At 64.9% G+C, this 12,291-nt stretch carries 11 protein-coding genes; 7 read left to right on the top strand and 4 right to left on the bottom strand.

Annotation, left to right across the window (positions count from 1 at the left end; all coding sequences use genetic code 11):
- Positions 1 to 10 precede the first annotated feature (10 nt).
- Positions 11 to 991, bottom strand: a complete 981-nt coding sequence (gene rfaD, locus QW861_RS08525) for an ADP-glyceromanno-heptose 6-epimerase (protein WP_315753274.1) — start codon at positions 989 to 991, stop codon at positions 11 to 13.
- 148 nt (positions 992 to 1,139) lie between these two features.
- Here rfaD and waaF point away from each other — a divergent pair, with 148 nt between their 5' ends.
- The 3 genes from waaF (at position 1,140) to QW861_RS08510 (ending at position 3,383) form a co-directional block, all read left to right on the top strand.
- The gene (gene waaF / locus QW861_RS08520; RefSeq protein ID WP_315753276.1) at positions 1,140 to 2,252 is read left to right on the top strand and encodes a lipopolysaccharide heptosyltransferase II; all 1,113 of its coding nucleotides are present in this window, start codon (positions 1,140 to 1,142) and stop codon (positions 2,250 to 2,252) included.
- A 63-nt stretch (positions 2,253 to 2,315) separates the two neighbouring features.
- Positions 2,316 to 2,855 (top strand): D-sedoheptulose 7-phosphate isomerase, encoded by a 540-nt coding sequence (locus QW861_RS08515; RefSeq protein WP_409998677.1) that lies wholly within the window; start codon positions 2,316 to 2,318, stop codon positions 2,853 to 2,855.
- A complete protein-coding gene (locus QW861_RS08510) occupies positions 2,856 to 3,383 on the top strand; it encodes an HAD family hydrolase (protein WP_315753279.1) in 528 nt (175 codons plus the stop codon).
- On the opposite strand, the gene QW861_RS08505 is transcribed toward QW861_RS08510, so the two are convergent.
- The gene (locus QW861_RS08505) at positions 3,365 to 4,411 is read right to left on the bottom strand and encodes a glycosyltransferase family 4 protein (protein ID WP_316192916.1); all 1,047 of its coding nucleotides are present in this window, start codon (positions 4,409 to 4,411) and stop codon (positions 3,365 to 3,367) included. The two genes, QW861_RS08510 and QW861_RS08505, sit on opposite strands and share 19 nt — an antisense overlap.
- Positions 4,412 to 4,541: 130 nt before the next feature.
- Here QW861_RS08505 and galE point away from each other — a divergent pair, with 130 nt between their 5' ends.
- The 4 genes from galE to QW861_RS08485 all read left to right on the top strand — a co-directional run bounded on the left by galE (position 4,542) and on the right by QW861_RS08485 (position 10,747).
- Positions 4,542 to 5,555 (top strand): UDP-glucose 4-epimerase GalE, encoded by a 1,014-nt coding sequence (galE, locus tag QW861_RS08500; RefSeq protein ID WP_315712853.1) that lies wholly within the window; start codon positions 4,542 to 4,544, stop codon positions 5,553 to 5,555.
- Between the two features lie 102 nt (positions 5,556 to 5,657).
- Positions 5,658 to 7,463, top strand: coding sequence for an ABC transporter ATP-binding protein (locus QW861_RS08495; RefSeq protein ID WP_316192915.1), 1,806 nt, complete (start codon positions 5,658 to 5,660; stop codon positions 7,461 to 7,463).
- 33 nt (positions 7,464 to 7,496) lie between these two features.
- Complete coding sequence (locus tag QW861_RS08490) at positions 7,497 to 8,198, top strand: fumarylacetoacetate hydrolase family protein (protein WP_316192914.1); 702 nt, start codon at positions 7,497 to 7,499, stop codon at positions 8,196 to 8,198.
- A gap of 1,301 nt (positions 8,199 to 9,499) precedes the next feature.
- On the top strand, positions 9,500 to 10,747 hold the full coding sequence (locus QW861_RS08485; protein ID WP_316192913.1) for an AAA family ATPase: 1,248 nt from the start codon (positions 9,500 to 9,502) through the stop codon (positions 10,745 to 10,747).
- Positions 10,748 to 10,814: 67 nt separating this feature from the next.
- Here QW861_RS08485 and QW861_RS08480 read toward each other — a convergent pair whose 3' ends face one another.
- Positions 10,815 to 11,744, bottom strand: coding sequence for an aspartyl/asparaginyl beta-hydroxylase domain-containing protein (locus QW861_RS08480; protein ID WP_316192912.1), 930 nt, complete (start codon positions 11,742 to 11,744; stop codon positions 10,815 to 10,817).
- Between the two features lie 220 nt (positions 11,745 to 11,964).
- Complete coding sequence (locus QW861_RS08475) at positions 11,965 to 12,120, bottom strand: hypothetical protein (RefSeq protein ID WP_315712861.1); 156 nt, start codon at positions 12,118 to 12,120, stop codon at positions 11,965 to 11,967.
- Positions 12,121 to 12,291 lie beyond the last annotated feature (171 nt).

Raw genomic sequence — 12,291 nt, 5'->3', positions numbered from 1 at the left:
ACCAGATCGTCTAGCGGAAGCGGTCGGCGGAATCGAGATAGTTCCGGATATAGCCAGCGACCGCATCCTCGAGCGACGTGAAGCCGCCGTTGTAGCCGGCCGCCAACAGCCGGTCGACCTTGCTCTGGGTGAAATACTGGTAGCTGCCGCGAATCGCTTCGGGCATGTCGATGTACTCGATCCGCGGCGTCGCACCGAGCGTAGCATAGGCCGCCAGCATCATGTCCTTGAAGCTGCGCGCCTGGCCCGTGCCGACGTTGAACAGGCCCGAGACGGAGGGAGAGGCCAACAGCCACAGCATCACGCGGACGACGTCGTCGACATGGATGAAGTCGCGGCGCTGGTCGCCGTCGGCGATGCCTTCGCGGTGCGACTTGAACAGTTGCAGGGTGTGTCCGGCCTTGATGTCGTCGAAGCGGCGGGTCAGCACGCTCATCATCGATCCCTTGTGGTACTCGTTGGGACCGAACACGTTGAAGAACTTCAACCCGGCATATTGCGGCGGCAGCCTCTCGCCGCGCTCGGCGCGCGCAGCCACCGCCATGTCGAACAGATGCTTGCTCCATCCATAGAGATTCATCGGCCGCAACGTCTTCAGCGCCGCCAGCGACGGCTCATCGACGAAGCCCTGCGCGCCGTCGCCATAGGTCGCCGCCGACGAGGCGTAGATGAACGGCGTGGTGTTGGCCGTACACCAGTCGAGCAGGCGCAAGGAACTGCGGAAGTTGCGCTCCATCACGAGATCGCCGTCGACCACCGTGGTCGCGGAGATCGCGCCCATGTGCAGGACGGCCTCGAGCCGGCGACCCTTCAGCCAGGCGTCCAGATCGGAAGGCGGCACGACGTCGGCCAGCTGCCGCTTGGCCAGGTTGCGCCACTTGCCCTCGCTGCCGAGCGTGTCACAGACCACGACATCGGTCCGGCCGGCGTCGTTCAGCGCCGCGACCAGATTCGATCCGATAAACCCGGCGCCGCCGGTCACCAGCAACATTCCGCAACCCGTCCTGATCCCGAAAACCCCGGCCCTCGCGTAGCGCATGCGGCGGCAAAGTGTAAGCGCTTTGGTGACGGCCCGCTCGGCCCACTTTACCTGCGGCGGCCGAGCGGCTACCAGCGCGCCTGAGCTAGGCAGACAAAGAATGAATTCGAATTCGGCCAAGGTCGAGGTGGACGCGGCGGACACCAGCCCGATCCTGATCATTCCCTATATGTGGATCGGCGATTTCGTGCGCGGCCACACCGTGGTGCGGGTGCTCAAGGAGCGCTGGCCGAATCGGCCGGTCGACCTGCTGGTGACGTCGCTGTGCGCGCCGCTGGTCGATTACATGCCCGGGGTCCGCTCCGGCATCGTCTGGGACCTGCCGCGCAGCCGGCTGGCGCTCGGCCGACAATGGCAGCTCGCCGCGATGTTGCGCGAACGTCGCTATCGGACCGCCCTGGTGATGCCGCGGACCTGGAAATCGGCGCTGGCACCGGCGCTGGCCGGCATCCCCGAGCGGGTGGGCTTCGTCGGCGAGATCCGCTTCGGCCTGCTCAACCGCTGGCGCTGGGGCGAGAAGGCGCTGCCCCGCTTCATCGACAAGAATGCCGCGCTGGCGCTGCCCGACGGGGCGCCGCTGCCGCCGGAATGGCCGCTCCCGCAGCTGCGGGTGCCGCCTGAGGACGTCGCGCACTGGCGCGAGGCCAATGGCCTGGGGAACCGCCCGGCCGTGGCGCTGGCACCGGGATCGGTGGGTGCCGCCAAGCGCTGGCCCTATTACGGCGAGGCGGCCCGGCTGCTGCGCGAGGCCGGCCTCGACGTCTGGGTGGTCGGCGGCCCCGGCGAGAAGGCGCTCGCCGCCGAGATCGTCACCGCTGGCGGCCCGGACGTCCGCGACCTCACCGGAACCGACCTGCGCAACGGCATCCTGGCCATGGCGGCGGCCAGCGTCGCCATCTCCAATGATTCGGGGCTCATGCACATCGCCGCGGCGCTGGGGACGCCGACCATGGGCATCTTCGGTCCGACCAGCCCATACCATTGGGCGCCGCTGAACGGCCTCGCGGCGACGGTCCAGACCAGGACACAGGTCCCCTGCCAGCCCTGCCACCGGCCGGTCTGCCGGATGAACGACCACCGCTGCATGCGCGACATTCCGGCGACCGATGTCGCCGCCATCGCCCAGCAGGTCCTTGCCGACGCGGCAATACCGGTCGTGCACCAGCTTGCGAAGCGACACCGCGCCCCATACACCGGCCCTGACGTAACCTGAGCCGCCCGCGTGACCCGCGCCCTCAACCCGATCGCCAACCATCTCACCCGCTCCCGCGCCGCCATGGAACGCGCGGCCGACGATGCCGCGATGCTCGCCAGCGCCGGGCGGATCGCAACGAAAATCATCTCTGCGCTGCGTCGCGGCCACAAGCTGCTGATCGTCGGCAATGGCGGCAGCGCGGCGGACGCGCAGCACATCGCCGCCGAGATCGTCGGCCGCTACAGGCAGGAGCGGCCCGCCTATGCCGCGATCGCGCTGACGACCGATACCTCGGCGCTGACGGCGATCGGCAACGACTACGGCTTCGATCACGTCTTCGCCCGCCAGGTCGAAGGGCTCGGTACACCGGGCGACGTGCTGCTGGCGATCTCGACCTCCGGCCGCTCGCCGAGCATCCTCAACGCGCTGCGCAAGGCGCGCGAGCGCGGACTGGTCACGGTCGGCTTCACCGGCGCCAAGGGCCTCCCGATGGGCGAATTGTGCGACGAGCTGCTGGTGGCGCCGAGCGACGACACGCCGCTGATCCAGCAGATCCATCTCGCGACGGCGCATGGCATCTGCGAGATGATCGAGGCGGCGCTGATGCAGGACGAGGGCTAGATGACGACCGCTCAGCTCAAGCCGGCGGCGTTTCTCGACCGCGACGGCGTCATCAATCACGACGACAACTACATCGGCTCACCGGAGCGCATCCGCTGGATGCCGAACGTGGCGCAGGCGATCCGGCGGCTCAATGACTCCGGCTATCACGTCTTCCTGTTCACCAACCAGTCCGGCGTGGCGCGCGGGCTGTTCTCGGAGGATGACGTCACGGACCTGCACGACTGGATGCGGGCCGAGCTCGCGGCGCAGGGGGCTGTGATCGACGACGTCCGCTATTGCCCCTACCACACCGAAGGCTCGGTCGAGCGCTATCTGCGCGAGCATCCCTGGCGCAAGCCGGCGCCCGGCATGATCCTCGACCTGATGCAGCACTGGCCCATCAGGCGCGAGGGCAGCTTCGTGATCGGCGACCGCGCCTCGGACATCGCGGCGGCCGAAGCCGCCGGCCTGCCCGGCTTCCTGTTCGCCGGCGGCGATCTCGATGCGTTCGTCGCCGACATCATCGCTCAGACCAGTTCGCGATAGACGGCTGCGATCTTGTCGGCCTCGGCCTCGAGGCTGAACCTCTCCACCACCCGCTGCCGCGCCCGCGCGCCCATCGCCAGTGCGGCATCCGGATCCCGCATCAACGGCTCGAGCGCTGCGACCAGCGCATCGACGTCGCCGGGCGGGACCAGCACGCCTGTGACGCCATCCTCGACCACGATCTCCGCCGCGCCGGCGCGCGCCGCGACCAGCGCCGCTCCTGCCGCCATCGCCTCGATCAGCGTGAGACCAAAACCTTCGTTGCGCGAGGTGAAGGCGTAGATCGTGAGACGCTGGTACCAGCGCTGCACGTCGGCGATGTCGAGCTCGCCGGTGATGATGATGCGCTGCTCCAGGCCCGCGGCGGCGATCTGCTTCTTCAACTCGCTCGCGAACGGCATCTGCTCGGGCGTCACGGCGCCGACCAGCACCGCGGAAAAATCCGGAAAACGCGGCAGCAGCCGGCACATCGCCGCGACGAACACGTCGCTGCCCTTCTGCGCGCGGACGCGGCCGAAGCAGCCGATGGCATATTTGCCCGGCAGTCCGCTCTCGGCGAAGGCCGCGGCGCGATCCGCCGGCGGGGAGTACACTTCGGTGTCGACGCCATGCGTCACCACCGTCGCTTCGCGCTTCAGATAGGACGCCGAGATGTCGCTGGTCGCGATGATCGCATCCATGCGGCGGATCAGCCAGCGCGTGATCCAGCTGTGATGGCGCTGCGCGGCCGAGGTGAACACCAGCTTCAACGGCCAGCCGAGCGCCCGCATGATCACGCCGACGATCATCTCGTCGTTGCGGCGGGCATGCCAGATCAGCGGCCGCCGCCGGCCCCACAATTTGAACAGATCGCTCGCGCGCATCCGCGCGATCCCTTCGGGCGCGTAGGAGCCGAGCCACGCCGCGCGCACCAGCCTCGCCAGCTTCGGCGCCACCATCCGGTTGGTCGCGGTCACGCCGGAATAGCGCCGGTGCAGGTTGGGCACGATCACGTCGAGATCTGCGGCGGAAAACGGCTCGGCTTGCACACTCAACTCCAATTGCAGCGGTTCCCTATACGCAACATTAAGCATCGCCGCCAGTTCGCTATGCACGCAACAGGTCGTTCATTTCGCGGGCGTTAGTCTGCAGCAAAACAAACAGGGATCGCGTCAAACAATGACCGTGCTCGTGACCGGCGGCGCCGGCTATATCGGCAGCCACATGGTGCTCGCGCTGGCGGAAGCCGGCGAAAGCGTCGTGGTGATCGACAACCTTTCGAGCGGCTTTTCCGCCTTCGTGCCCGACGGCGTGCCGCTGTTCATCGGCGATGCCGGCGATGAAAATCTCGTCGACGGCGTCATCGGCCAGCACGGCGTCGACAGCATCATCCATCTGGCGGGCTCGGTCGTGGTGCCGGAATCGGTGCGCGATCCGCTGCTCTACTACCGCAACAACACCATGACCACGCGCAGCCTGTTGAATGCGGCGGTCAAGCGCGGCGTCAGCCGCTTCGTGTTCTCCTCGACCGCGGCCGTCTACGGCAATCCGGACGAGGTGCCGGTGCCCGAGAGCGCGCCGACCCGTCCGACCTCGCCCTACGGCACCTCGAAGCTGATGGCCGAGATCATACTGCACGACGTGGCCTCGGCACATGACCTCAACTACGTGGTGCTGCGCTACTTCAACGTCGCCGGCGCCGATCCGTTCGGACGAGCCGGGCTTGCCACCGTCGGGGCGACGCACCTGATGAAGATCGCGATGGAAGTCGCCACCGGCCAGCGCGCCAAGATCGACGTCTACGGCACCGATTATCCGACCCCCGACGGCACCTGCATCCGCGATTTCATCCATGTCTGCGATCTCGCCCAGGTGCACCGCTCCGCGCTGGCCTATCTGCGCGCCGGCGGCAGCTCGGTCACGCTGAATTGTGGGTACGGCCGCGGCTATTCCGTGCTCGAGACCATCGAGGCCGTCCGGCGCGTCTCCGGCCGCGCCATTCCCGTCCAATACGCACCGCGGCGCCCCGGCGACATCATGAGCATGGTCGCCGACACCAGCCGTCTGAAGGCGCTGCTCGACTGGACGCCGATCTATGACGATCTGGAAACGATCGCCGCCCATGCGCTGGCCTGGGAGGAGAAACTGTTCCTGGAACGCCACAGCGGCACGCTGCAGCGGGCCTCGGCCTAGAATCAACGACTTAGCCGGACGCCGGGGGGCTTGAAAAAGCCGCCCCGAGCGGGCAAGCACTGCTGTCCGCCCGGCGATTTGTCCCGGCGGCCAGGGACCAGAATGGCCGAATTTCCGAAGAAGATCACCGACGATCCCTATGGCGCCGCGATCCTGATCCGCCGCCTCGTGATGGAACAGGGCATCCTCTACTGGCGTCGCTATCTCACCGCCTTCGCGCTGATGGCGGTCTCGGCCGGCGCCAGCGCCGGCGCCGCCTACATCCTCGGCCAGGTCATCAACAAGGCCTATGTCGACAAGAGCATCCCCGGCATCGCGGTGCTCTCCGGCGTCACCGTGCTGCTGCTGTTCGTCAAGGGCGTCTCGACCTACGGCTACGCGGTGATCCTGTCGAAGATCTCGAACGCGATCCTCGCCAACAACCAGCGCGCGCTGTTCGCGAAGCTGATGAGCGAGAGCATCGGCTTCTTCTCCGAGCGGCATTCGTCGGAGTTCCTGGCACGCCTCACCGCCGGCGCCAAGTCCATCACCGACGTCCTGACCATGCTGATCAACGCGATCGGCCGCGACCTGCTGCTCTTGATCAGCATGATCGCCGTGATGGTCGCGCAGGACCCCTGGATGTCGCTGCTCGGCCTCGTCGTCGTGCCGCCGGCCATGCTGGTGCTGCGCAAGCTGGTCAAGCGCATCAAGGGCCTCGCCCACAGCCAGTTCACCGGCAATGCCGACATCCTGGAGACCATGCAGGAATCGCTGCAGGGCATCCGCACCGTCAAGGCGTTCACGCTCGAGGACGCGATGCGCGCGCGCATCGACGAGAACATCGCGGTGGTCGAGCGCAACGCCAACAAGATGGCCCGCGTCTCCAACCGCTCCAACCCGCTGATGGAGATGCTCGGCGGCTTCGCGGTCGCCGGCTGCCTGATGTATGGCGGCTATGCCGTGGTCGCGCTCAACGCCACGCCCGGCCAGTTCTTCTCCTTCATGACCGCCTTCCTGATGGCGACCGAGCCGGCCAAACGGCTGGCGCGGCTCAACATCGATCTCAACAGCCAGCTCGTCGGCGCGCGCATGCTGCTCGAAGTGGTCGACAGCCCCGCCAGCGAGCAGCCTGACGACGACAAGCCGGCGCTGAAGCTGACGCAAGCCAAGATCGAGCTGCGCGACGTCTCCTTCGCCTATCGCGACAACGAGCCGGTGCTCAACCGCATGAGCTTCATTGCCGAGCCCGGCAAGGTCACCGCGCTGGTCGGCCCGTCCGGCGGCGGCAAGTCGACGGTGCTGGCGCTGCTGCTGCGGTTCTACGAGGCGACCGCGGGCGACATCCTGATCGACGGCCAGTCGATCGCGCAGGTGTCGCGCCGCAGCTTGCGCGAGCAGGCCGCCTATGTCGGCCAGGACGTCTACCTGTTCCGCGATAGCATCCGCGCCAACATCGCCTTCGGCAAGCCCGGCGCGACCGAGGCCGAGATCATCGAGGCGGCGAAGGCGGCTTGCGCGCACGACTTCATCATGAGCTTCCCGCTTAGCTACGACACGCCGGTCGGCGAGCACGGCACCCAGCTCTCCGGCGGCCAGCGCCAGCGCATCGCGGTCGCCCGCGCGCTGATCCGCAACGCGCCGATCATCCTGCTCGACGAGGCCACCGCGGCGCTGGACTCCGAATCCGAGCGCCAGGTGCAGGAGGCGATCGAGCATCTCTGCCAGAACCGCACCACCATCGTCATCGCGCATCGCCTGCACACCATCATGAACGCCGACGCCATCCTGGTGGTCGAGGCCGGCGAGATCGTCGAGCGCGGCCGGCATGACGATCTGTTGCGCCGTGGCGGCCGCTATGCTTCGTTCTTCCGCCTGCAACAGCGCGACATGGGGCCGAACGTCATCCCCATGACCGCGACGTCCTGACCCGCTTATTTCACCGCACCCGAGATCCATTTCATGAGCGCCTCCACCGTCATCCCGGCCTTCCCGCAGCCTTCGCTTCCCGTTGTCGGCGAAGCCGGCGTCTTTCCGGTCCGCCGCATCTGGTGCGTCGGCCGCAACTATCTCGAGCACATCCGCGAGATGGGCAATGACGAGCGCGATCCGCCGTTCTTCTTCGCCAAGCATGCCGACATGCTGGCGCCGGACGGCGCCGTGATCCCCTACCCGCCGCTGACCCAGGACATGCATCACGAGGTCGAGCTGGTGGTCGCGCTGAAGAGCGGCGGCCTGAACATTCCGACCGACAAGGCGCTCGACCACGTCTACGGCTACGCCGTCGGCATCGACCTTACCCGCCGCGACCTGCAGCTCGCCTCCCGCAAGATGCAGCGCCCCTGGGAGGTCGGCAAGTCGTTCGACCATTCCGCGCCCTGCTCGGCCATCCAGCCCGCGGCCAAGATCGGCCACCCCGCGAAGGGCAAGATCTGGCTGTCGGTCAACGGCACCGAGCGCCAGACCGGCGACCTCTCGGAGCTGATCTGGAACGTGCCGGAGATCATCTGGAAGCTGTCCCAGCAGGTCGAGCTCGCCGCCGGCGACATCATCATGACCGGCACGCCCGCGGGCGTCGCGGCGGTCGTTCCGGGCGACACCATCGAATGCGGCGTCGACGGCGTGGGCACGCTGAAGGTCTCGATCGGGCCGGCGGCGGCGTAAGCCGACGCGCCCACGGTCCTCGCAACACTTCCAAAAAGCCGCGCTCTGCGCGGCTTTTTTTGGTCTGGCGCCCAATCGCAGCCAAGCACCGGGATCCCCCTCCCCTGGAGGGGGAGGGTCGCCTCACGAGGAGCGCAGCGACACGTGAGGCGGGGTGGGGTGATCTCTCCGCTCGCACCGGCGCCCGCTGAGAGATCACCCCACCCCGCTCGCCCGCTTCGCGCGCGAGCGACCCTCCCCCTCCAGGGGAGGGTAAGACCTGCTTTGCGACATTATCTGATCCACAATCTCAACGGCTGCATAGCTGATTCAGGAACGAGCACCCACGCTCTCGCGACGCATTCCGCGCCCTGCACGGCTTTCCTCATTGAAGCCCAATCGCAGCCAAGCACCGGATCACCCTCCCCTGGAGGGGGAGGGTCGCCTCACGAGGAGCGCAGCGACACGTGAGGCGGGGTGGGGTGATCTCTCCTCTGGCACCGGTGCGCGTGGAGAGATCACCCCACCCCGCTCGCCCGCTTCGCGCGCGAGCGACCCTCCCCCTCCAGGGGAGGGTGGGCACCGCCCTTGCGGCTACACTGATCCACAATCTCAAACAGCGTTCAGGCTGAGACGAGCACCCACCTTCTCGCGACGCATTCCGCGCCCGAGTGATGCTCTAACTCTCGCCCTCTCCAGATGGAGGGCGCAGGGAAGGCCGGGCGCTGGCCGCGCCCGTGGCCCGCCTGCAGAAAAAAAGCAGGCGGCAGTCACCACAGGTCTGGCCGAACACACCCGGCCTTCCCCGCGCGATGGTTTTAACAGGCTATAGCGCGCTCTTCCTGGTGCACCGGGCTTTCTGGCCACCATCCGCTGCGCAAAGCGAAGCTTTGTCGCAACGTTGATACTAGCGTCGGAGTATCAGAACCACACGCCTTCACCGTCCACGAGGCCAGCGTTCGTCCGTGCCAACAGCACTGCGCCCGCCCGCGTCCACCGCCTCCCGCTGCCAACGTCCGTGACGACCGCGAACCGTCCCCTACCGTGCAACGGGATGGCAGGGACTGTAATGCTGATTTTACGAAGCTGTCAATAAAAATTATGTTTTACAGAATTCTTGATGCACTTGACCGCGGATAGACGAGTTATCGATTGGCCGCGACATCAGCCAATGGAAGGTATCAAAACACCATTATCCTCTTGCCCTTCTTCGGCCCAAGCACCTCTCGACTTCGTGAACGCAGCGAAACTGCAATTACTTGACGAGATAGATCATTTATTAGACAAGATTGGCACCAAACTTGATGCTATTTGAGGCGATCATGACGGATAAGATCCAGCTGGCGTTCGATGCCGGAGACGTTTTCACGCCGGGCTCCCCCATAAACGCCTTGGACCTTTTTGCCGGGCGGAGCGACCAGATTGAAGCGATTTTGAATGCGATATCGCAGCGCGGCTATCACGCTATTCTCTATGGCGAGCGGGGGGTTGGGAAAACCTCACTCTCCAATGTTCTTTCTCAGCTGCTGCACGGCAGAAAGAATTCTAAGTTTCTTCTTCCGCGCATTAACTGCGACGCGTCGGATACGTACACGTCACTTTGGAGAAAGCAGTTCAACGACATCATCGTCACTGAGACAAGAATGGGCATTGGCTTTAATGCCGATCAGATCGAGGTATCTCGTCGTCTTGTCGACACTCTGCCCGAGCAAATCACTCCCGATGACGTGAGACGAACACTTGAGCAACTTTCAAAAGGGCTAATTCTAGTTCCGATATTCGATGAGTTCGATCGCGTACGCCAGAACTATGTAAGCACATTGATGGCTGATACCATCAAAATGCTCTCAGACTATAGCGTGCCCGCAACCATCATTCTGATTGGGGTCGCAGACTCGGTCGACGGACTGATCGGCGAACATCAATCGATTGAGCGCGCACTCATTCAAATTCCGATGCCTCGAATGTCCGGCAGCGAAACTGGACAGATCGTTACGAATGGGCTCACACGTCTGCAAATGACGATCAATAATGAGGCACTAGAAGAAATAATAGGCCTATCACAAGGATTACCCTACATTACTCACTTGCTCGCTCTCTACAGCACTAAAGCTGCGATTGCGAGAGATAGCAAAGTCGTAGAGAGCTCCGACGTCGACATTGGAATTAAAGCCTCTCTTGGCCAGTGGCAGCAATCGGTAAAGTCCGCTTATTATCATGCAACTAAGAGCCAACAACCGGGCCACATCTACAAAGAGGTTCTCCTGGCGTGCGCTGTAGCAGCAACCGATGATTTGGGTTATTTTGCAGCAGCTGACGTTCGAGAGCCACTGAGACACATAACAGGAAAACCCTACGACATCCCGAATTTTGCGCGTCATTTGAAAGAACTGAGCCAACCCGGCCGAGGCGAGATGCTGTCACGAACCGGCGAAAAGCGCAGGATAAGATATCGCTTCGAAAGCCCTCTACTTCGACCCTACATCATTATGCGCGGCTTCTCTGATCACCTATTGAATAAGGACGACATGAAGGTGTTAACCTTGACCGCACCGTACAAAAAGGTTTAGCAGGCGACCGGTCACCGCTAATAACAGCGGCGGATTACGCTCCGCTAATCCGCCCTACTCTGCATCCTCACCGAAACGCCGACACCACGATCGCACCCACGATGGCGACGGTCAGCGTGTACTTCGCCGCATAGTACACCGTCCTGTTCCACGCCTTCACCTTGCGCGTGGCGAGGTGAAACTCGTACAGCTTGCCGAACACCTTGTTGAGCACGCCGACATGCTCGCCCTCGACGTTCTGCGTCGCCGAGGCCTTGACGATGTGGTGGCTGACCCAGCGGTTGATGGCGGCGATGAAGCCGAGCTTCATCGGGCGCTCGACGTCGCAGAACAGGATGATGCGGTTGACGTCGGTTGCGTTCTCGGCGCTGTGGATGAAGGTCTCGTCGAACATGAAGGCCTCGCCGTCGCGCCAGACGCAGGGCACGCCGTCGACCAGGATACGGCACTTGTCGGAGTTCGGGGTGACGAGCCCCAGATGATAGCGCAGCGAGCCGGCGAAGGGATCGCGGTGGGCGCCGAGCTTGCCGCCGGGCGGCAGCATCGCGAACATCGCGCCGTGCACGTTCGGGAGGGAGTCGAGCAGCTCGACCGTCTTCGGACACAGCGTGCGCGCCGACGGCAGGAAGTCGTCGTACCATTTCAGATAGAAGCGCTTCCAGCCGCTCTTGAAGAACGAATAGAAGCCCCAGTCGTTGTTGGCGGCGGCGGCGCGGATGAAGCCCTCGTCGAACAGGCGTACCGCCTCCTCGCGGATGGTCTGCCAGTTATCGGTGAGCTTCTTCAACTCGGGAAACTGCTCCACCGGGATCACCGGCGTGTTGGGCACAGCCGAGCCGGCATACATCAGCACATTGTAGGGGGCGAGATAGGTGGAGTGGTCGCCGAGCTGGCGGGCGAAGCGCAGCCGCTGCTTGCCGCGGAAGTGGACGTAGATGGTGGCCCCGATCAGGATGTAGAGGCCGATGAGCTGTGGCGCGAAGAGCTGTCTGAGCATGTCCGGGACCCATGATCCGGCCGCTCAGAGCGTGTTGCGCAGATGTGTCGCCTTCTGGGCGAGATCGAAGGGGTGCTCTGATGCCGGCCAAGGGCCTCAATTTAGCCGCAAGCGCGACCGGCCGCATCCCTTCGCACGAGGGTTGTGAACGGGAATCGGGGTTGAAAGTTCTGCGGCGTGACCCGGCTGCAACAGCCGCCGGCCCCGGCTCGCGATCCCGCTAAGCCCGCGTCAGCTCCTGCAGGCCCTTGAAGGTCAGCCGCTTGGGGTCCCGGACGCCGGCCAGATACATGCGGCGGATGAAGGCGGCCACCGCGTCGCGGTCGCAGCCGGTCAGGACGACGATGGCATCCACCGCGGTCTTCTGGGCCTCCATGGGACTGGTCCTCCTGGCAATGCACCCGGCACGCGCAAGCTGTCACGATGCCGATTAACATCGCGTTAACCGTGCGGACGGCCGCCGGTTCCCATGCCGCGATTCCTGCCGCCGCTCCATACGCGAAACCGCGCAGGCCGGAGCGGCCGCCGTCGAGCGCCGCAGGAGCGC

It is taken from the genome of Bradyrhizobium sp. SZCCHNRI1029 (assembly GCF_032487555.1).
Lineage (GTDB): Bacteria > Pseudomonadota > Alphaproteobacteria > Rhizobiales > Xanthobacteraceae > Bradyrhizobium.
The sequence above is the reverse complement of the archived record's forward strand: the minus strand, read 5'-3'. Positions and strand labels throughout refer to the sequence as shown.